The organism is Stenotrophomonas thermophila (genome assembly GCF_001499715.1).
In the GTDB taxonomy this organism is placed as follows: domain Bacteria; phylum Pseudomonadota; class Gammaproteobacteria; order Xanthomonadales; family Xanthomonadaceae; genus Stenotrophomonas; species Stenotrophomonas hibiscicola.
The window spans coordinates 1-19,789 of the sequence record NZ_CVIW01000003.1 but is presented as its reverse complement, the minus strand read 5'-3'; the positions used below and the strand labels follow the sequence as shown (position 1 = coordinate 19,789).

16 protein-coding genes and 1 tRNA gene are annotated in these 19,789 nt (G+C 67.6%); 11 read left to right on the top strand and 6 right to left on the bottom strand.

Annotated features, from left to right (window positions below):
* Positions 1–19 precede the first annotated feature (19 nt).
* From pstB to rnt, 7 genes are all read left to right on the top strand, one after another.
* Positions 20–850 carry a phosphate ABC transporter ATP-binding protein PstB gene (gene pstB / locus BN1263_RS02965; protein WP_005408788.1) on the top strand — a complete coding sequence of 277 codons (831 nt, stop codon included), beginning with the start codon at positions 20–22 and terminating at the stop codon, positions 848–850.
* Positions 851–915: 65 nt separating this feature from the next.
* The gene (gene phoU / locus BN1263_RS02960; RefSeq protein ID WP_005408787.1) at positions 916–1,623 is read left to right on the top strand and encodes a phosphate signaling complex protein PhoU; all 708 of its coding nucleotides are present in this window, start codon (positions 916–918) and stop codon (positions 1,621–1,623) included.
* Positions 1,624–1,882: 259 nt separating this feature from the next.
* Positions 1,883–2,239, top strand: a complete 357-nt coding sequence (locus tag BN1263_RS02955) for an HvfA family oxazolone/thioamide-modified RiPP metallophore (protein ID WP_058979473.1) — start codon at positions 1,883–1,885, stop codon at positions 2,237–2,239.
* The gene (locus BN1263_RS02950; RefSeq protein WP_058979472.1) at positions 2,226–3,101 is read left to right on the top strand and encodes an HvfB family MNIO-type RiPP peptide maturase; all 876 of its coding nucleotides are present in this window, start codon (positions 2,226–2,228) and stop codon (positions 3,099–3,101) included. Before BN1263_RS02955 ends, BN1263_RS02950 begins: the two co-directional genes overlap by 14 nt.
* Positions 3,094–3,849 carry an HvfC family RiPP maturation protein gene (locus BN1263_RS02945; protein ID WP_058979470.1) on the top strand — a complete coding sequence of 252 codons (756 nt, stop codon included), beginning with the start codon at positions 3,094–3,096 and terminating at the stop codon, positions 3,847–3,849. The genes BN1263_RS02950 and BN1263_RS02945 overlap by 8 nt, the downstream gene beginning before the upstream one ends.
* A 31-nt stretch (positions 3,850–3,880) precedes the next feature.
* Complete coding sequence (locus BN1263_RS02940; protein WP_058979468.1) at positions 3,881–4,402, top strand: HvfX family Cu-binding RiPP maturation protein; 522 nt, start codon at positions 3,881–3,883, stop codon at positions 4,400–4,402.
* Between the two features lie 186 nt (positions 4,403–4,588).
* Complete coding sequence (gene rnt / locus BN1263_RS02935; protein ID WP_005408782.1) at positions 4,589–5,173, top strand: ribonuclease T; 585 nt, start codon at positions 4,589–4,591, stop codon at positions 5,171–5,173.
* Positions 5,174–5,268: 95 nt separating this feature from the next.
* On the opposite strand, the gene BN1263_RS02930 is transcribed toward rnt, so the two are convergent.
* The 3 genes from BN1263_RS02930 to BN1263_RS02920 form a co-directional block, all read right to left on the bottom strand.
* Positions 5,269–8,295 (bottom strand): ligand-binding sensor domain-containing diguanylate cyclase, encoded by a 3,027-nt coding sequence (locus tag BN1263_RS02930; protein WP_058979466.1) that lies wholly within the window; start codon positions 8,293–8,295, stop codon positions 5,269–5,271.
* A 177-nt stretch (positions 8,296–8,472) separates the two neighbouring features.
* Positions 8,473–9,882: an ATP-binding protein gene (locus BN1263_RS02925; protein ID WP_058979464.1), complete on the bottom strand. Its 1,410-nt coding sequence runs from the start codon at positions 9,880–9,882 to the stop codon at positions 8,473–8,475.
* A gap of 6 nt (positions 9,883–9,888) precedes the next feature.
* Positions 9,889–10,617, bottom strand: coding sequence for a response regulator (locus tag BN1263_RS02920; RefSeq protein WP_019659087.1), 729 nt, complete (start codon positions 10,615–10,617; stop codon positions 9,889–9,891).
* Between the two features lie 204 nt (positions 10,618–10,821).
* Between BN1263_RS02920 and BN1263_RS02915 the strand changes: the two genes are divergently transcribed.
* From BN1263_RS02915 to BN1263_RS02905, 3 genes are read left to right on the top strand one after another with little or no spacing between them, the layout of a single operon-like run.
* On the top strand, positions 10,822–12,063 hold the full coding sequence (locus tag BN1263_RS02915) for an efflux RND transporter periplasmic adaptor subunit (RefSeq protein WP_058979462.1): 1,242 nt from the start codon (positions 10,822–10,824) through the stop codon (positions 12,061–12,063).
* Positions 12,060–14,018 (top strand): MacB family efflux pump subunit, encoded by a 1,959-nt coding sequence (locus tag BN1263_RS02910; protein ID WP_058979460.1) that lies wholly within the window; start codon positions 12,060–12,062, stop codon positions 14,016–14,018. The genes BN1263_RS02915 and BN1263_RS02910 overlap by 4 nt, the downstream gene beginning before the upstream one ends.
* Positions 14,015–15,454: an efflux transporter outer membrane subunit gene (locus tag BN1263_RS02905; protein ID WP_058979458.1), complete on the top strand. Its 1,440-nt coding sequence runs from the start codon at positions 14,015–14,017 to the stop codon at positions 15,452–15,454. The genes BN1263_RS02910 and BN1263_RS02905 overlap by 4 nt, the downstream gene beginning before the upstream one ends.
* Positions 15,455–15,536: 82 nt before the next feature.
* Here BN1263_RS02905 and rlmB read toward each other — a convergent pair whose 3' ends face one another.
* The 3 genes from rlmB to rnr form a co-directional block, all read right to left on the bottom strand.
* On the bottom strand, positions 15,537–16,280 hold the full coding sequence (rlmB, locus tag BN1263_RS02900; protein ID WP_005408775.1) for a 23S rRNA (guanosine(2251)-2'-O)-methyltransferase RlmB: 744 nt from the start codon (positions 16,278–16,280) through the stop codon (positions 15,537–15,539).
* A 93-nt stretch (positions 16,281–16,373) separates the two neighbouring features.
* The gene (locus BN1263_RS02895; RefSeq protein ID WP_019659092.1) at positions 16,374–16,868 is read right to left on the bottom strand and encodes a GFA family protein; all 495 of its coding nucleotides are present in this window, start codon (positions 16,866–16,868) and stop codon (positions 16,374–16,376) included.
* Positions 16,869–16,962: 94 nt separating this feature from the next.
* Positions 16,963–19,422, bottom strand: a complete 2,460-nt coding sequence (gene rnr / locus BN1263_RS02890; RefSeq protein ID WP_058979456.1) for a ribonuclease R — start codon at positions 19,420–19,422, stop codon at positions 16,963–16,965.
* 128 nt (positions 19,423–19,550) lie between these two features.
* Here rnr and BN1263_RS02885 point away from each other — a divergent pair.
* Positions 19,551–19,635: transfer RNA gene (locus tag BN1263_RS02885), tRNA-Leu, on the top strand.
* Positions 19,636–19,789: the final 154 nt, after the last annotated feature.

Here is a 19,789-nt window from a genome sequence, read left to right as displayed (position 1 = left end):
CCTTTCCGTGGACAACGCCATGAACGACCTTTCCAACGCCGTGCCGATGCAGCGCATCGCCGTGCCGTCCTCGCACGAGAGCCTGCACACGCCGTCGCCGGTGAAGCTGGCTGCGCGTGGACTGGACTTCTACTACGACAAGTTCCACGCCCTGAAGGGCATCAACCTGGAAATCCCGGAAAAGCGCGTGACCGCGCTGATCGGTCCTTCCGGTTGCGGCAAATCGACCCTGCTGCGCATCTTCAACCGCATCTACGCGCTGTACCCGAAGCTGGAAGCGCGCGGTGAGGTGCTGTTGGACGGCGAGAACATCCTGTCGCCGAAGTACCCGATGAACCGCCTGCGCAGCAAGGTCGGCATGGTGTTCCAGAAGCCGGTGCCGTTCCCGATGACCATCTTCGAGAACGTGGCCTACGGCATCCGCCACCACGAGAAGCTGAGCAAGGCCGATATGGCCGACCGCGTCGAGCAGGCACTGCGCCAGGGTGCACTGTGGGACGAAGTGAAGGACAAGCTGGGGCAGAGCGCGCTGGGCCTGTCCGGTGGCCAGCAGCAGCGCCTGTGCATCGCCCGTGCCGTGGCGCTGCGCCCGTCGGTGCTGCTGCTGGACGAGCCGACCTCGGCGCTGGATCCGATCTCGACCAGCCGCATCGAGCAGCTGGTGGAAGAGCTCAAGCACGAGTACACCATCGTCATCGTCACCCACAACATGCAGCAGGCCGCGCGCGTTTCCGACTACACCGCCTTCATGTACCTGGGCGACCTGATCGAGCACGACCGCACCGAAGTGATCTTCTCGCAGCCGTCGCAGCGGCAGACCGAGGACTACATCACCGGTCGCTTCGGCTGATCGACGCTGATCCTTCGCCACATGTCCCAGCCAGGCACGGCCTGGCTCCACCCGGATTGCAGACCATGAACCTTCCCAACGACCACATCGTCAAGAGCTACGACGAAGAGCAGCAGCGCCTGGTGGCCGAAATCGTGCGCATGGGCGAGATGGCCGTCGCCCAGCTCGAAGCGTCGATGGACGTGATCGAGAAGCGCGACGAGAACGCCGCCCATCGCATCATCGCCAACGACGAAGCCATTGATGCGCTGGAGCAGCAGATCAGCCATGACGTGATGCGCCTGGCCCTGCGTGGCCCGATGGCGCGCGACCTGCGCGAGATCCTCGCTGGCCTGCGCATCCCGGCCGACATCGAACGCATCGGCGACTATGCAGCGAACGTGGCCAAGCGTTCGATCGCGCTGGGCAAGGTGCCGCCGCTGCCGCAGATCCAGGGCCTGCGTGCGCTGGGCCGCCTGGCCGCGCAGCAGGTCCGTCGTGCCATTGCCGCCTACCGCGACAATGACGCCGACGCCGCACTGGAACTGCGCGAGGACGACGCCCGCCTGGACGCACAGTACACCGCGCTGTTCCGCGAGCTGCTGACCTACATGATGGAAGACCCGCGCAACATCACCCCGTGCACGCACCTGCTGTTCATGGCCAAGAACCTGGAGCGCGTGGGCGACCACGCCACCAACATCGCCGAGAACGTATGGTTCCTGGTGCACGGGGAGCAGCCGCTGCCGCCGCGCGAGAAGCGCGACGAGACCTCCAGCACCGGCCAGCCCTGACGCTGCACTGCAACACCGGAGTCGACTCCAAGGTGGCCGCTGTCCTGGTGACAGCGGCCTTCTTGTTTCTGGGCGTTCCGGCGATTCATCCACGCATGGCGTGGATCCACCGGGAACCGTGTTCCCCTTCTGTAACAAACCTCACGAAAATTTGAGGTCTTGGCGAGGATTCGTTGAGTAGGATCGCTGCACCATCGTTTCCACCGGCATCCCTGCCGGCCACCCGGGCACCCGCCCTCACCACCCAGGAGCACGACCGATGAGCAGTTCCAACAAGACCCTGTCCCTGCTGACTGCTACCGCCCTGGCCGCCGGCCTTGGCATCACCGCCAATGCCTCGGCGCTGAGCATGAGCGACCTGGCCCAGGGCTATCTGGTGGCTGGCCAGGCTGCCAAGGCCAGCACCGATGCCAAGGGCGCCGAAGCCAAGACCTCCGCAGAGGCCGCCAAGCATGCCGAAGGCAAGTGTGGCGCAGATGGCAAGTCCGCCGAAGGCAAGTGCGGCGCCGACAAGGGCAAGGCTGCCGGTGCGGCAGCAGGCGCCAAGGCTCAGGCCGGCGACAAGAAGGCCGCCGAAGGCAAGTGTGGCGAAGGCAAGTGCGGTGGCAAGCACTGAGGTCCGCGCCAGCATCGCCAACCTGCGGTCGCCGCTTCGTGCGGCGGCCGTCGGGTTGGGGCTGCGCCGGGCGCTGTTGCAGGAGCTGCGCGATGCACCGGCTAGCGATTTCGATTTCCTCGAATGCGCGCCGGAGAACTGGATCCATGTCGGCGGCCCCGCCGGTGACGCACTGGCCGAGCTGGCACAGCGCCATCCGCTGAGCTGCCACGGCCTGTCCCTGTCGCTGGGCGGCACTGCGCCACTGGATACGCAGCTGTTGGAGCAGGTTGGCCAGTTCCTGGAAAAACACCGCGTGCCGCTGTACAGCGAACACCTGAGCTACTGCAGCGACGACGGCCACCTGTACGACCTGCTGCCGATCCCCTTCACCGATGAAGCGGTGCGCCATACCGCCGCACGCATCGCCCGCGTGCAGGACGTGCTGGGTCGCCGCATCGCGGTGGAAAACGTGTCCTACTACCTGGCACCGGAACCAGCGATGGACGAACTGGCCTTCACCAACGCCGTGCTTGCCGAAGCCGACTGCGACCTGCTGCTGGACGTCAACAACGTCTACGTCAACGCCTGCAACCACGGTTACGACGCCGACGCGTTCATCGCTGGCCTGCCCGCAGACCGCATCGTCTGCCTGCACGTGGCCGGGCATCTGGACGAGGCACCGGACCTGAAGATCGATACCCACGGCAGCGCGGTGATCGACCCGGTCTGGGAGCTGCTGGCACGCACCTATGCGCGCATCGGCGCTCGCCCCACCCTGCTCGAACGCGATTTCAATTTCCCGCCCTATGCCGAACTGCGCGGCGAACTGCAGACCATCCGCCGCCTGCAGGCCGTGCACGCGGAGGCGGCATATGGCTGATACCCCCGCCACGCTGCGTGCGCAGCAGCACGCATTCACCGCCTATCTGCGAGATCCCCAGGGCGTGCCGCCACCGGGCGGGCTGGAGCCACGGCGCGTCGCGGTCTACCAGCGGCTGCTGTTCAACAACCTGCTCGGCCTGTTGAGCAACGGCTTTCCGGTCTGCGTGCGCCTGCTCGGCGTATCAGCCTGGAGCGGACTGGTGCGCCACTACTTCGCAACCCATCGCTGCCAGACGCCGCTGTTCACCGAACTGGCCGCCGAATTCGTGCAGTGGCTGCAGGCACAGCCGCAGCTGCCACACCCTGCGCTGGCCGAACTGGCCCACTACGAGTGGGTGGAAACCGCGCTGTACCAACTGGACGCCGAACCGCTGCCGGTCGTAGCGGACATCGACCCGCTGCGGGTGCCGCTGCAGCGCTCACCGCTGGCGTGGCCGCTGCTGTACCAATGGCCGGTGCACCGCCTCGGCGCCGAGGACGCACCTACCCAGTTGCCGGCCGAGCCGACCGGCCTGCTGGTGCGTCGCGAGGCCGATGGCGAGGTGCGCTTCGCCGTACTCAGCCCGCTGGCGGTGTACCTGCTGTCCAGCATCGGGGAGCAGCCCGGCCTCGATGGACATGCCTATCTGAAGCAACTGGCCGCCGCGCATGGCCTGGCCGAACAAACGCTGGCCGAACCCGGTGCCGCGCTGCTGCAGCAGTTCCTGCGGGCCGGCGTGATCGGCCCTTTGACCGCACCTGCCTGACGCCTCCCTTCCCCGCCCCGGAGATGCACCGATGAAGCTTCCGCCCCTGGCCACCGCGCGTGGCCAGCTGGACCGTCTCGCCCCCTGGTTGGCCCCGCTCGGCCTGCGGCTGCTGCTGGCCTGGGAATACTTCGAATCCGGCCGCGAGAAACTGCAAGGCCAGAACTGGTTCGCCGATCTGCAGGACGCCTTCCCGTTTCCGTTCAACCAGCTGCCCGCTGCCCTGAACTGGCAACTGGCCACCTGGTTTGAACTGCTCGGCGCAGCCTGCCTGCTGTTCGGCTTTGGTACCCGTTTTGCCGCTGCCAGCCTGCTGGTGCTGACCGTGGTGGCCACCTACGCCGTGCACTGGCCAATGCAATGGAACTCGTTGGGCGACCTCGCCATGGGCTATGCGATCACTGACCAGGGCTTCGGCAACTTCAAGCTGCCGGTGCTGTTCATGGCGATGCTGCTGCCGCTGGTCTTCACCGGCGCAGGCAGGCTGAGCGTGGATGCGTTGCTGTGGCGGTGGCATCCGTCGGGTACGACGGCACGTCCCGCGGTCCGGTAGATGCCGACCTTGGTCGGCGCATCGCGTGCGAACCAAGGCTGGCACCTACCGGGTTCTGCCACGGTGGCGGGCATGGGCTGCGTGGCCGGGCGCTCAGGGTCGCTCTGCTAGAATTCACGCATGACCGACCCCATTCCCGCACCTGCCGCCGCTCCCGATTCCGCAGTATCCCAGGCGCAGCGCGCGATGTCACAACGCTTCCGCGGTTTCCTGCCGGTGGTGGTGGATGTGGAAACCGGCGGCTTCGACAGCCAGCGCAACGCCCTGCTGGAAATAGCCGCAGTGCCGATCGAGATGGACGAGAACGGCCTGCTGTACCCGGGCCAGACCGCCAGCGCCCATGTAGTGCCGGCCGAAGGCCTGGAGATCGACCCGAAGTCGCTGGAAGTGACCGGCATCATCCTCGACCATCCGTTCCGGCTGGCCAAGGAAGAAAAGGCCGCACTGGACCACATCTTCACCCCGGTGCGCGCAGCAATGAAGAAATACGGCTGCCAGCGCGCGATCCTGGTCGGCCACAACGCCCATTTCGACCTTGGCTTCGTCAACGCCGCCGTGGCCCGCACCGGTCACAAGCGCAACCCGTTCCATCCGTTCAGCGTGTTCGACACGGTCACCCTGGCCGGCATCGCCTACGGGCAGACCGTGCTGGCGCGCGCCGCCACGGCCGCCGGGCTGGGCTGGGATGCCAACGAGGCACACAGCGCGGTGTATGACACCGAACAGACCGCGCGGCTGTTCTGCACCATCGCCAACGCCTGGCCGCGGTAAGGCAGCCAACGGCGCAACCGCATCCACGCAGTGCGGACCAACGGTCCGCACCCACCACTCACCGCACGGTGGATCCACGCCATGCGTGGATGCGATCAACCAATACTCGTACGATCGCGGCCATCGCTCTTGGCGCGGTACAGTGCACGGTCTGCGCGCTGGTACAGCAGCGCCGGGGTGCGGTCGTCGGCATCGAGCTCCACCAGGCCCGCGCTGAAGGTCACGCGCAGGCCTTCCACACCGGCCCAGTCCGGGTGGTCATGGAACAGGCCGCGCAGGCGTGCGCACAGCTGTGCGGCCTCTTCCAGGCGGGTGTCGTTGAGCAGCAGCGCGAACTCTTCACCGCCGGTGCGCGCCGGCAGGTCCGAATCGCGGCAGGCCGCAGCGATCAAGCGCGCCACCTGCACCAGCACGGCATCGCCGATGCTGTGGCTGTGGCGGTCGTTGACGTCCTTGAAGTGGTCGATATCCAGCACCACCAGGCACAGTGGATGACCACTGCGCTGCGAACGGGCGAAGTCGCGGGCAAGGGTTTCGTCGAAGGCGCGGCGATTGGGCAGGCCGGTCAGTGCATCCTCGCGGGCCTGCCGTTCAAATGCCTCAGCCTGGCGTGCCAGGCGCTCGGCCAGTTCGGTCTTTTCCTGGTTCAGCGCCTGCAGGTGCACGGTCTTGGCCTGCAGGTCGAAAGTTGCTTCGTCCACCCGCCGTGCCAGGCGCAGGTTGCTGGCCTTCAACTGCTGCAGCAGCAAGCGGTACAGCGCCACCAGCCCGGCCAGCAGCACCAGTGCCCCCAGCACCTGCACGCTGCGTCGCTGCCACCAGAACGGCTCCACGGTGAAGCTCCACACCGCCTCCTGCTGGCCCCAGCTGCCACCGGGATGTGCCGCCGCCACGTGCAGGGTGTATTCGCCCGGCGGCAGGCCGACGAACTCCACGCTGCGCTGCGGGCCGCGCTCGACCCAGCCGGCATCAAGCCCATCCAACCGCGTGCGGTAACGGATCCGGTCAGACATCAGGTAGCTCAGGCCGACATAGCTGACCGCCAGGCGGCGGCCGCCGGGAATGGCGTTGCGATCCGGTCCTTCCCAATGCACCGGCGCGCCATCCACCTGCACGCTCTCGATCGCGGCGGGCGGCGATGGCCGCTCGCGGAAGCGCTGCAGGCGCTGCGGATCAACCGTGCTCAGGCCACCGGCAGTCACCACCCAGAACGTGCCGTCCTGGCGCAGGATCGCCGAAGGCCCCGAGCTGCCGTTGGCCTGCGCATTGGTCATGCCGTCGATCTCGTTGTAGCGCTCCACCATCACCCGGGGTGCTCGGCCATCGGCCACCGCGTTCAGGGTAGCCATGTCGGTGCGCAGCACGCCTCGGTTGCTGCTGACCCACACGTTGCCAAGACGATCAGGCACCAGCTGGAACACCGCGTCCACCGGCATACCCTGCTCGAGCCCCACCCGCGCCAGCATCCCGTTCCGCCAGCGGTACAGGCCACGGTCGCTGCTGATCCACATCGCGTCGCCCAACTGGTGGAAGCCGAACACGCTGCGGCCACCGCCCATCGGCGCGAGGTCGATCGACTGCACGTGGTCGCCGCGCAGCACGCGGATTCCCTCGATGGTGCCGATCCACAGGTTGCCCTGATGATCGTGCTCAAGCGCGGTGATCAGGCCCCCGGGCATGCCCGCCATGCTTGATACCTGCACACGGTCGCCGTCGATGCGGACCACGCCCTTCTGCGTGCCGGCCCAGACCACGCCCTGCGGGTCTACGCTGATCGCGCGGATGTTGCCGCCCGGCATGCCATCGGCAGCGGCGTAGTTGTGCCGCAGCCGGCCGTCGGGACCAAGACGGTAGACGCCATCGCCGAACGTGCCGACCCACAGGTCACCGTCCGGTCCCTGCGCCAGGCTGAGCACCGAAGGTGCCTTGCCACCGCGGTTGTGCAGGGGCATCGCACGGAAGCGGCCGTCGGCCGTCTGCAGATCGAGGCCGCTGGCGCTGCCCACCCAGAGCTGGCGGTCGCGGTCCTCGAACACGGTGCGCACATAGTCGCCACTGAGCCCATCGCGCTCGGTGTAACTGCTGAACAGCGTTTCGCGCAGGCGGTACAGCCCGCCGTTGGCGCCCACCCAGATGCTGCCCTCGGCGTCCTCGCGCAGGCTGACCACGCGTCCGCCCGGCAGGTTCAGGCCTGCCGGCAGCCGCTCCAGGCCATGGGCGGAGATGCGCAGCAGGCCCTGGTTCTCGGTGCCCAGCCACAGGTCACCATGGCGATCCTGCAGCATCGAGGTCATGTGCAGCTGTCCCGGCAGACGGTGCATCAGCACCAGCTGGTCATCTTCCACCCGGTACAGGCGCTCGCCGGCGACGATCCACAGCGCACCATCCGGCGCACGGTAGGGCCATGAAAGACCACTGCCGGCCCCCAGTCCCCAGGCTGCGGGCGCGCGTTTGAGCACGCCGTCGTTGTCGCGCAGCACCAGGCCGTCCAGCGTACCGACCCAGACCCGGTCCTGCGCATCGACCACCAGCTTGGTGAAACTCATCGCCATCGGAAGGTCGGCCGCCGGCGCCTGGTAGACGATGCCATTGTCCGGTGTCAGATAGCCGATGCCCTTGCCCTCGTACAGCAGCCACAGCCGGCCCTGGCTGTCCATCTGCATGGACTGGATCAGCACCTGCGGCGTATCGGCCTGGTGCTCCCAGACGCGCCACTGGCCATCGCTGCCACGGTGGCTGACGTTGCCGCGCGAATCACTGATCCACAAGCCACCCTGGCGGTCGACGAACAGCGCGCCGATGCCGTTGTCGCGCAGGCCCGGGCGGGTGCTGCGGTCGAACACGGTGAAATCCAGGCCGTTGTAGCGCACCAGGCCTTCCCAGGTCGCGAACCACAGGTGGCCTTCGGGGGTCTGCGCGATGTCACGCAGCGAGTTGTGCGGCAGGCCATTGCGCGAGGTCCATACATCAATGGCATAGTCGCGCAGCGGCGGCGCCCCTTCCTGCGCAGCCACCGGCAGCGCGAGGGCCAGCAGCAGGCACAGCAGGCCCTGTCGCAGCCATCGACCGATATCTGATCCGCGGCGCTCCGCCCAGCGCCGGATGTCCCCCTGTGCGGCCATCAGTGCAGCGGCGGCGGCCAGGCAGGGCTGCCGTGCCTGGCAGCGTGCGGGAACAGCCGGGCAGCGCGGAGCGGCATGCCGGCGGGAACGGGCTGGCTCATCGGGGGGGAACTGGGAAGTTGGGCAGATGATAGGCCAAAGCCGGCCCACCGCGTCACCATCGCCAGCTGCGAAGGCTCAGCCGGCGCGCCCCGGCGGCGTCACCTGGGCGCTGGCCGGCCACTGCACCACCGCCTCCAGCCCGCCTTCGGCACGGTTGCGCAGCCACAGCCGCGCCCCATCCTTCTCGGCCAGGGCGCGGGCGATGGTCAAGCCCAGCCCGGCCCCGCCGGTCTGGCGCGAACGCGAGGTTTCCACCCGCACGAAGGGATCAAACACCGCCTCCAGCTGCTCCTCGGCCAGGCCCGGGCCATCATCGGCCACCACCACGGTGATCGCACCCCCACTGCGCTCGACCCGTACCCGCGCCCGTTGCGCATACATCACCGCATTGTCCACTAGGTTGGAGAACAGGCGGTGCATGGCCAGCGGGCGCAGCATCAGCACCGCCCCGCTGACGCCTTCGAAGACCACATCGGCGCCGCCTTCGGCGGTGTCCTCGACAATGCTCTCCAGCAGCGAATCCAGGTCCAGTGCTGCACGCTGCTCGGCACTCTCGGCACTGCGGGCCAGCTCCAGGCCCTCGCGTACCAGTGCCTGCATCGCGGCCAGATCGCCAATCAGGCGCTCACGCAGGGCCTCGTCGCTGACATTCTCCAGCCGCAGCCGCAGCCGCGTCAGCGGCGTCTGCAGATCGTGGGTGATCGCTGCCAGCATCTGCGTGCGCTCGGCCAGGTGCCGCTGCAGCCGGTGCTGCATGGCGTTGAAGGCTTCGGCGGCGCGCTGCACTTCGCGCGGCCCGCGCAGCGGCAAGGGATCGCGCTGCAGGTCGTCGCCCAGGTCTTCGGCGGCAGCGGCCAACTCCTGCAGCGGCGCGCTTGCAATGCGCGCGACGATATAGGCCAGCACCGCGATCGCCAACACCAGCAGGGTCAGGAACCACGGGTCAACGGCGAGGATGCCGTTGTGCGCTACCGCCGGCGAATCCAGCGCCAGCTTCAGCAGCGTGCCATCGGTGAGCGTTACGTCCACCGCGCGGCACTTGGGCGGAATGAACGCCGGATCACGCTCGCGCGGGTGCTTGCGATGCCCGGGCGGCGGCGGCGGCAGCAGTTCCTGCAGCTTGGGGATGCAGGAGCGGAATGAAGCGAAGTGCACGTGCGCGCGTGCGACCGGGCCTGGCCGGTCATCCAGCACTTCCATCAGAGCTGTATCGGCCCGCCCCAGGCGCGCGCCGGGTTGCAGGGCGCGGACGCTGGGCCCACCGATCTCGAGCAGGCGCTCGCGCAGTTCCGGATTGCCGTCCAGCAGGTTGACGTAACCCTGCAGGCGGTCGGCGATGCGGTTCAGGTTCTGCCGCTCGAACTCCTGCTGCCGCTTGGAGGTGGCGAGCATGGTCGCGCCGATCGCGGCCACGCTCATGCCCAGCAGCAGGATCACGAACAACCGCCCGACCATCGAGGACAGGAAATGGCGCAGGCGTTTCATCGCGGCCTATTCCAGGTTCACCGAGGAGGCCAGTACATAGCCTTCGTTGCGAACGGTCTTGATCAGCCCATCCGGGCCACCGTCGTCGCCCAGCTTGTTGCGCAGCCGGCTGACCTGCAGATCGATGGCACGGTCCTGTGCCTCGTAATTGCGCCCGCTGCTGAGCGCGACCAGCTGCTCGCGCGACAGCACCTTGTTGGCATGGGCAATGAACACCCGCAGCAGCCGGAACTCGGCGCCGGACAGCACCACCACGCGGTTGTCCGGGTCAACCAGATGGCGGTGTTCCAGGTCGAACACCCAGCGCGAGAAGCGCGCACGGCGAATCGCCAATGGCTCCAGGTTGGCCGGCAGCGCCTCGGTCCGGCGCAGCACATTGCGGATGCGCGCCAGCAGCTCGCGCGGCTCGAACGGCTTGGCCAGGTAGTCATCGGCGCCCATCTCCAGGCCCAGCACGCGGTCAATCGGCTCGGCACGAGCCGTCAGCATGATCACCGGCGTGTTCGAGCGCGCGCGCAGGTCGCGGCACAGGGTCAAGCCATCCTCACGCGGCAGGTTGAGGTCGAGCACGATCAGGTCCACGTGCTCACGGTCCAGCAGCTGGCGCATGGCGGTGCCATCAGCCGCAGTGCTCACCTGGTAGCCGGCGCGGCCGAGCTGCTCGGCCAGCAGGGTGCGGATGTCATTGTCGTCGTCGACGATCAGCAGTCGATGCATCGTGTTTTCAGTCTCCATGTCGCGATCATCCCGTGTCGGCAGCTGAACCGCATCCGGGGCAATGCGTACCAGTGTATCCACCGATGGTCGGGATACCTGTGGTTACGCCTGTTTGCCGACAGTGTTACATAGAGACATACCCCGAGGATTGAGCCGCCTGTCGCCCGGTCTTCACAATGCCCACCAACGCCGCCCGCGCGGCCCCGAGAGTGAAGCCACGACGTGACGTTCCGCCTGCTGCCCGCGACCCGCCGGGGTCGCCTGATACTGGTCGCCCTGCTTGCCCTTGCCGTCGTTGCAGCCGCCTGGTGGCTGCTGCGCAAGCCGGCCGTCCCGGCGGTGGCGACCGCGCCCGTCAGCCGTGGTGACATCGAGCAGACAGTGGAGGCCACCGGTGTGATCGACGCCTACAAGCTGGTCAGCGTCGGCGCCCAGGCCTCGGGCCAGATCAAGTCGCTGAAGGTACAGCTGGGCGACACCGTGAAGGAAGGCGACCTGATCGCCGAGATCGATGCCACCACCCAGCAGAACCAGGTGCTCAACGCGCAGGCTTCGCTGGACCAGGTCACCGCGCAGCGCGCCGTGCAGCAGGCCACCCTGCGCCAGGCCGAACTGGAGTTCGCGCGCCAGCAGCAGATGCTGGCGGCCGAGGCCACCTCGCGCCAGGAATACGATGCCGCCGAAGCACAGCTGAAGACCGCCCGGGCCCAGCTGCAGTCCTACGAGGCGCAGATCAAGGGCCGCGAAACAGAACTGGGCACCGCCCGCGCCAACCTGGCCTACACCCGCATCACCGCGCCGATGGACGGCACCGTGGTGGCGGTGGTGGCGGAGGAAGGCCGCACCGTGAACGCCAACCAGACCGCACCGACCATCGTGATGCTGGCACGGCTGGACGTGGTCACCGTCAATGCCGAGATCTCCGAGGCCGACGTGGTCAAGATCAAGCCCGGCATGCCGGTGTACTTCACCACGCTGGGTGACCCGGACCGCAAGTACCACGCCACGCTGCGCCAGATCAATCCGGCGCCGGCCTCGATCGCCAACGAAAGCTCCTCCAGCTCCAGCAGTTCGTCCAGTTCCAGTTCCAGCAGCGCGGTCTACTACAACGCGTTGTTCGACGTGGAGAATCCGGACGGCACGTTGCGCATCGACATGACCGCGCAGGTCTCAGTACTGCTCGAGCAGGCCAAGGGCGTGCTGATGGTGCCGGCGGTGGCGCTGGGGCCGAAACGCCGTGGCGACGAGCGCATGGTGCGAGTGCTGGACGACAAGGGCCAGCCGCAGCCGCGCAAGGTCACGGTGGGCATCAACAATGGCGCCTCCGCCGAGATCCTGTCCGGGTTGAAGGAAGGCGAGCGCGTGGTGGTCGGCGAGGCCAGCGCCGCCGGTGCCGGTGCCGGCGGCGGCAACCGCGGCGGCATGCCGATGCGGGTCGGTGGCCCGGGCATGGGGCGCCGATGAGCACGACGGCGCCGCTGCTGCGCCTGCGCGACCTGCGACGCGAGTTTCCGGCCGGTGATGATGTGATCGCCGTGCTGCGCGACGTCAATCTCGACATCCATGCTGGCGAGATGGTGGCCATCGTCGGCCAGTCCGGCTCGGGCAAGTCGACACTGATGAACATCCTCGGCTGCCTCGACCGCCCCACCCGCGGCAGCTACCAGGTGGCCGGCCGCGAGACCGGAAAGATGGCGCCGGACGAACTGGCCGAACTGCGCCGCGAACATTTCGGTTTCATCTTCCAGCGCTACCACCTGCTCGGCGACCTCGACGCGCGCGGCAATGTGGAAGTGCCGGCGGTGTACGCCGGCAGCCCGGGCGCAGTGCGCAATGCGCGTGCCGAGCAGCTGCTGCAACGCCTGGGCCTGGGCGACCGCATGCATCACAAGCCCGGCCAGCTGTCAGGTGGCCAGCAGCAGCGCGTGTCGATCGCACGCGCGCTGATGAACGGCGGCGAGGTGATCCTGGCCGACGAACCCACAGGCGCGCTCGATACGAAATCCGGTGAGGAAGTGATGGCGATCCTCGGCGAACTGCATGCCGAAGGCCACACCATCATCATCGTCACCCACGACATGAGCGTGGCCCAGCACGCACAGCGCATCATCGAGATCCGCGATGGCGAGATCATCGCCGACCGCGCCAACCCGAATGCGCCGGCCTACCGTGCGCAGCGCGAAGCCAGTACCGGAGCCGCCCACGGCAACAGCTGGCGGGCGGCCCGAGACCGCTTCACCGAAGCGTTCCGCATGGCGCTGCTGGCGATGAACGCCCATCGGCTGCGGACCTTCCTGACCATGCTCGGCATCATCATCGGCATCGCCTCGGTAGTGTCGGTGGTGGCGCTGGGCAACGGCTCGCAGCAGCAGATCCTGCAGAACATCAGCGCGCTCGGCACCAACACCATCGACGTCTATCCCGGCCGTGGTTTCGGCGACATGCGCTCGGCCCGGGTGCAGACGCTCAAGGCCAGCGATGCCGATGCACTGGCAAAGCAGAGCTACGTGGACAGCGCCACCCCCAGCGTATCGACCTCGGTCACCGCGCGTTATCGCAACCAGTCGTCGACCGCCCAGGTCAGCGGCGTCGGCGAGCAGTTCTTCCGGGTCAAGGGCGTGACTCTGCTCAGCGGCAGCTTCTTCGATGCCGATGCAGTCAAGGGCCTGGGCCAGGTGGCGGTGATCGACGAGAACACCCAGGCCCAGTTCTTCCCCGATGTCGACCCGGTCGGACAGGTGATCCTGCTCGGCAACGTGCCGGCACGCGTGGTCGGCGTGGCCAAGCGCCAGAGTTTCGGCTTCGGTGGCAGTACCAGCCTCAGCGTGTGGGTGCCGTACACCACGGTGATGTCGCGCATGCTCGGCCAGAGCCACGTCTCCAGCATCACCGTACGTGTGGACGACGACACACCGATGGATGCGGCGCAGGAAGCAATCACCCGCCTGCTGACCCTGCGCCATGGCACCGAGGACTTCTTCCTCAGCAACAGCGCGGAGATCCGCCAGACCATCGAGCAGACCACGCGCACGATGACCCTGCTGATCGGTGCCATCGCCGCCATCGCACTGCTGGTCGGTGGCATCGGCGTGATGAACATCATGCTGGTGTCGGTGACCGAGCGCACCCGTGAGATCGGGGTGCGCATGGCGGTGGGTGCACGGCAGAGTGATATCCGCCAGCAGTTCCTGATCGAGGCGGTGCTGGTGTGCCTGCTCGGCGGCGTGCTCGGCATCGGCCTGGCGCTGCTGCTGGGCTCGATGATCGGCCGCTTCGCCAGCGATTTCCAGGTGCTGTTCTCCACCGCCTCGATCGTTGCCGCGTTCGCCTGCTCGACCTTGATCGGCGTGGCGTTCGGCTTCCTGCCCGCACGCAACGCCGCGCAACTCGATCCGGTGGAGGCCCTGGCCCGCGAATGAAGAAGATGATCCGACTGCCCTTCCCCGCTCCCCGGCACCTGCTGCCGGCCGGTGCGGTTGTACTCGCCCTGTCCGGCTGCGCCTCCGTCGGCCGCTATCCGGTGCATGACCCGGCCGTGGCGGCGCAGTATGGGCGTGGCGATGCCACCCTCAATGCACCGGCCGACGGCCCGCGCAGCAGCCTGGATACACCCGGCCGCGACATCCGGCAGGACACCTGGTGGACCGGCTTCGGCGATGAACGCCTCGACCGTCTGGTGGCGCAGGCGCTGGCCGCCAACAGCGATCTGGCCGCCGCCGGCCTGGCCGTGCAGCGTTCACGCCTGCAGGCCGGCCTGGCCAGCAATGCGCTGTGGCCGCAGCCTTCGTCATCGGGCGTCAGCGGCAGTGCCAGCCGCGCCACCGACCAGGCCGATGACTGGCGCCGCAGCTATTCCACCGGCGTCTCGCTGGGCTGGGAAGTGGACCTGTGGGGGCGCCTGCGCACCCAGCGCGACATCGCCCGCTGGGAAGCCGAAGCCAGCGAGGAAGACCGGCAGAACACCGCGCTGCTGGTGATCGGCGACACCATCACCCAGTACTGGAACCTGGCCTATCTCAACCAGTCCATCGCCACCGGCCAGGCCAACCTGGAGCGGTTGGAACGTACCCGCGAACTGGTGCAGGCCCGCTTCGACGCCGGCGCGGTATCGCGCCTGGAAGTGCGCCAGGCGCTGCAGAACCTGCAGTCGCAGCGCTCGGCGCAGAGCGCGCTGGAACAGCAGCGGGTGGAAGTGCGCAATGCACTGACCGTACTGCTGGATGGCACGCCCTGGCCGCAGCAGGACGAACCGCAGGACCTGCTGGGCGCACGCAGCCCGGACATCGTCGAGGGGTTGCCGGCCGACCTGCTGGGCCGCCGTCCCGACCTGCGCGCGGCCGAGCTGCGCCTGCGCAACAGCCTGAAGACGATCAAGGTCACGGCAACCCAGTATTACCCGGCGTTGAGCCTGACCGGCAGCCTCGGTTCCAGCGCCACCTCACTGGGCAATGTGCTGCGCAATCCGGTGGCCACGCTGGGCGCGGGCCTGTCACTGCCGTTCCTCAACCTGCAGCGCGCGCAGCTGGATACCGACATCGCCGGCACCGCCTACCAGATCGCCGCGGCCAACTTCCGCAAGACGCTGTACACCGCGCTCTCGGAAGTGGACAACGCGCTGTCGGCACGCGAGCAGCTGGCGCGGCAGGTGGCGGCCTCGCAGGCGTCGTATGACGAAGCGGTGGAAGTGGAACGCGCGCAGGAAGTGCGTTACCGCGTGGGCGCGACCGACCTGCGCACCTGGCTGGAAGCGCAGCAGACCCGGCGCGATGCCGAGCTGTCACTGGCGCGCGCGCGGCAGGGCCAGCTGAACAACGATGTGACCCTGTTCAAGGCGCTGGGCGGCAGCGCGGGGTAGCGGCTACTGTGGAGCCGAGCCCATGCTCGGCTGCTTCCTTGATCGGGTATGCGATCGCCGAGCGTGGGCTCGGCTCTACAGATCAGCCGCGCTGGCGCACGGCCTCGAACAGGCTGACGCCGGCGGCGACAGAGACATTCAGGCTCTCGATCTCACCCGGCATCGGGATCTTGACCAGGCCATCGCAGTTCTCGCGGGTCAGGCGGCGCAGGCCATCGGCCTCGCCCCCCAGCACCAGGGCGATGTTGCCCTTCAGGTCCAGCTGGTACAGCGAAGCGGTGGCTTCGCCGGCCAGGCCGTAGATCCACACGCCCTGCTTCTGCAGGTCCTTCAGGCAGCGCGACAGGTTGGTCACCGCCACCACCGGGATCAGATCGGCGGCACCGGCCGAAGTCTTGCGTACGGTCGCGTTCACCGTGGCCGACTTGTCCTTGGGGATGATCACTGCGGTTGCACCGGCCGCAGCGGCCGAGCGCAGGCAGGCGCCAAGGTTGTGCGGGTCCTGCACTTCGTCCAGCACCAGCAGCAGGGCCTTGCCCTCGGCTGCGGTGACCAGGCCTTCCAGCTCGTTCTCGCTGTAAGTGCGGGCGGCGGCATAGCGCGCGGCCACGCCCTGGTGGCGTACCGAACCGCCGACACCGTCCAGCGCCTGGCTGTTCACCTTGCGCACGTCGATGCCCTTGCGGCGGGCGTTTTCCTCGATCTCGGTCAGGCGCGGGTTCTTCGCACCGGCCTCGACCAGCACTTCGCGGACGTTCTCGGCGTCGTTCTCGATGGAGGAGGCGACGGCGTTGACGCCGACAATCCACTGGCTGTTCTTGCTCATGCGGGCGGGGACCGGAAAGGGGGTGGCTATGGTAGAGCATCGGCGGCGGCCGCGCTTCGCGCTCGCCGGGCATGGCCCGGCGCTACCGGCCGTTCATCCCCCGGCTGAACGGCTGCGCGGCGGCCAGTGCGGGGTGTCGTGGTCGGGGTGCTGGTGGGACACGATCGTGGCCAGGAAATCCAGCGCGGCGATGTCTTCCTCGGTACGTCGCGCCGGCAGGCTGGCCAGGCTGTCGACGAAGGGCAGCTTGCGCTCGACTCCGTACTGGATCGTCGGCGGCAGGCGTTCGGGTTCGTCAAACGCACCGGCAGCCACCGCCACGCCATCGGGCGCTTCGTAGGTCAACGGCGTGCCGCAGTCGGCGCAGAACCCGCGCCGCACCACGTTGGAGGACTGGAAATAGCGCGGCTGGCCGCGGGTCCAGCTGAACTGCACGCCCCGCACCGACACCAAGGGCGCGTAGTACGCACCAAAGGCCTTCTGGCACATGCGGCAGTGGCAGATCGAGCTGTGGGTCAGCTCGCCACGGGCCTGGAAGCGGATCGCGCCGCACTGGCAGCCGCCGCTGTATTCGGGTTGGCCTTGCATGCGATGTCTCCTGGTGGTGCCGGCCGCTGGCCGGCAACCCGTCGGTGCCGAGGGTGCCATGGATGCCGGCCAGCGGCCGGCACTACCACGGTCATCAATATTTCTCTTTCTTCCGCTTGGCCGGCTTGCCCCGCTCAGGCAGCGGCGGCAGGCCATCGCCCTCGTCCTCACCCTTGTGCTCGACCAGGCGGAAGTCGATCTTGCGCTCTTCCATGCTGGCCTTCAGCACCAGGATGCGCACGCGGTCGCCCAACCGGTAGCTGCCGCCGCGGCGCTCGCCGGTCAACGTCTTGCGGGTCGCGTCGAACTTGTAATAGTCCTGCGGCAGCTGGGTCACGTGGACCAGGCCCTGCACCTTCGACTCATCCAGCTCGACGAACAGGCCGAAGCTGGTCACGCCGCTGATCACGCCGTCGAACTGGCCGCCCACGTGCTTTTCCATCCACGCCGCGCGGTAACGCTCGTCGACCTCGCGCTCGGCCTCGTCGGCACGGCGCTCACGCTCGGAACACTGCAGCGCCAGCGCGGCCATCTCGCGGGCGTTGTAGGTGAACTTGTCCAGCGGCTTGCCGGACAGCGCATGCTTGATCGCGCGGTGTACCAGCAGGTCGGGATAGCGACGGATCGGCGAGGTGAAGTGCGCGTACGCCTCCAGCGCCAGGCCGAAGTGGCCGTGGTTCTCCGGGCTGTAGATGGCCAGGCTCTGGCTGCGCAGCAGCACCGATTCCAGCAGCGTGGCATCGGGGCGGTCGCGGATCTTCTTCAGCAGTTTGGTGTAATCGCCCGGGCGCACCTTCGACCACGGTGGCAGGCTCAGCTTGAACTCCTTGAGGAATTCGAGCAGGTCGGCGTACTTGGTTTCCGGCGGCTTCTCGTGGATGCGGTACGGGGCCGGCACATGGCGCGACAGCAGGTACTTCGCCGCCTCCACATTGGCCGCGATCATGCATTCCTCGATCAGCTTGTGCGCGTCGTTGCGCACCAGCATGCCGGCCTGGGTCACTTCACCGCGGTTGTCCAGCACGAAGCGCACTTCGCTGCTCTCGAACTCGATGGCGCCACGCTTGGCACGCGCCTTGGACAGGACCTTGTACAGCTGGTGCAGGCGCTGCACCTGCGGCAGCAGGTCACCCATCCAGGCCTTGGTATCGGCATCGTCCTCACCCACCGCCTTCCACACCTGGGTGTAGGTCAGGCGCGCATGCGAGTTCATCACCGCTTCGTAGAAGCGCGAATGCGTGACCAGGCCGTCGCGGTCGATCTGCATGTCGCAGACGAAGCACATGCGCTCGACCTTCGGCATCAGCGAACAGATGCCGTTGGACAGCGTCTCCGGCAGCATCGGCACCACGAAGCCCGGGAAGTACACCGAGGTGGCGCGCTTCTGCGCTTCTTCGTCCAGTGGCGTGCCGGGCCGGACGTAGTTGGAGACATCGGCAATCGCCACCACCAGCCGGAAGCCATCGACGTTCGGCTCGCAGTACACCGCGTCGTCGAAGTCCTTGGCATCTTCACCGTCGATGGTGACCAGCGGCATGCTGCGCAGATCGACGCGGTCGCCGATCATCGCCGGTTCGACCACCAGCGGCACCGACGCCGCTTCGTCCAGCACTTCCTGCGGGAATTCGAACGGCAGTTCATGGCCGTGGATGGCGGTCTCCACCACCAGCGAGGCGGTCAGCTTGTCGCCGAGCACGGCAATGATGCGGCCGATCGGCGGACGGCGGCTGTCCGGCGCCTGGGTCAGTTCGCAGACCACCAGCTGGCCGTCGCGCGCGCCACCGATCTGGTCCGGCGGCACCTGTACGTTGCGCTGCACGCGCTTGTCATCGGGCACCACGTAGTTGATGCCCATCTCGACACTGAAACGGCCGATCAGGCGGGTCATGCCGCGCTCAAGCACGCGGGCGATGCTGCCCTCGCGGCGGCCACGGTGGTCGATGCCGGTCACACGGGCCAGCACCTTGTCACCATGCATGACCTTGCGCATTTCATACGGTGGCAGGAACAGGTCGTCGCCACCCTCGACCGGGCGCAGGAAGCCAAATCCTTCCGGGTTGGCGATCACCACGCCGGTGACCAGGTTCAGGGTCTGGATCGGAGCGAAACCGCCACGGCGGTTCTGCACCAGCTGGCCATCACGGACCATGGCACCGAGCCGGCGCGACAGCGCCTCGGCCCGGTCCGGTGCGGTCAGGCCCAAGCGTGCGCCCAGTTCCTCTGCCGTCTGAGGCCCTTCGCAACGCTCCAGCAGGGCCAGGATGGCTTCGCGGCTGGCGATGGGCTGTTCGTACTTCTCGGCTTCGCGGGCGGCATAGGGATCGTCGATCACCTTGCCGGTCGGCGGCAACTTGCGGCCCGGGGCCGGGCCCGGTACGTCGTTGCTGCGGACCTTGCGGCCACGCGGCGGTGCGCCGCCTTCACTCAATTCGGGGAACCAGCCCGGCAACGGCTTGCCCGGCTTGGTGGCGCGGGCCGTGCCCGCCTTGGCGCCCTTCTTCGGGGCCTGGCTGCGGGAGGTGCTCCCGCCCTTGCTTGGTTTTTTGGTAGTCATCGCCCTACATGGTAGCCGTTGACGGCGTGCAGAACGGGTCAGTGGCCATCTTGAAGGCCTTGCGTGAAAAATATTCAGGAAGTCGTTGACAGCCTGCGGATTCATCTTCACAATTGCGCCTCTGGAACGCCCAGGTGGCGGAATTGGTAGACGCACTAGTTTCAGGTACTAGCGGGTAAAACCGTGGAGGTTCGAGTCCTCTCCTGGGCACCAACGAAAAAACTCCTCGCTTCGGCGGGGATTTTTTTTGCCTGCAATCCAGCAGCGGGGTCGAATTCCTTTCCGAAGGAAAGGGCTCCGACCCAAGCGATTGAGATGGGGTCAGAGCCCGCTCCGCACGCGAAACGGGGTCCGACACCGGATCCAG

Coding starts and splice junctions, on each gene's coding strand:
- pstB (WP_005408788.1), top strand. CDS start 20: ATGAACGACCTTTCCAACGCCGTGCCGATGCAGCGCATCGCCGTGCCG.
- phoU (WP_005408787.1), top strand. CDS start 916: ATGAACCTTCCCAACGACCACATCGTCAAGAGCTACGACGAAGAGCAG.
- BN1263_RS02955 (WP_058979473.1), top strand. CDS start 1,883: ATGAGCAGTTCCAACAAGACCCTGTCCCTGCTGACTGCTACCGCCCTG.
- BN1263_RS02945 (WP_058979470.1), top strand. CDS start 3,094: ATGGCTGATACCCCCGCCACGCTGCGTGCGCAGCAGCACGCATTCACC.
- BN1263_RS02940 (WP_058979468.1), top strand. CDS start 3,881: ATGAAGCTTCCGCCCCTGGCCACCGCGCGTGGCCAGCTGGACCGTCTC.
- rnt (WP_005408782.1), top strand. CDS start 4,589: ATGTCACAACGCTTCCGCGGTTTCCTGCCGGTGGTGGTGGATGTGGAA.
- BN1263_RS02930 (WP_058979466.1), bottom strand. CDS start 8,295: ATGGCCGCACAGGGGGACATCCGGCGCTGGGCGGAGCGCCGCGGATCA.
- BN1263_RS02925 (WP_058979464.1), bottom strand. CDS start 9,882: ATGAAACGCCTGCGCCATTTCCTGTCCTCGATGGTCGGGCGGTTGTTC.
- BN1263_RS02920 (WP_019659087.1), bottom strand. CDS start 10,617: ATGGAGACTGAAAACACGATGCATCGACTGCTGATCGTCGACGACGAC.
- BN1263_RS02910 (WP_058979460.1), top strand. CDS start 12,060: ATGAGCACGACGGCGCCGCTGCTGCGCCTGCGCGACCTGCGACGCGAG.
- BN1263_RS02905 (WP_058979458.1), top strand. CDS start 14,015: ATGAAGAAGATGATCCGACTGCCCTTCCCCGCTCCCCGGCACCTGCTG.
- rlmB (WP_005408775.1), bottom strand. CDS start 16,280: ATGAGCAAGAACAGCCAGTGGATTGTCGGCGTCAACGCCGTCGCCTCC.
- BN1263_RS02895 (WP_019659092.1), bottom strand. CDS start 16,868: ATGCAAGGCCAACCCGAATACAGCGGCGGCTGCCAGTGCGGCGCGATC.
- rnr (WP_058979456.1), bottom strand. CDS start 19,422: ATGACTACCAAAAAACCAAGCAAGGGCGGGAGCACCTCCCGCAGCCAG.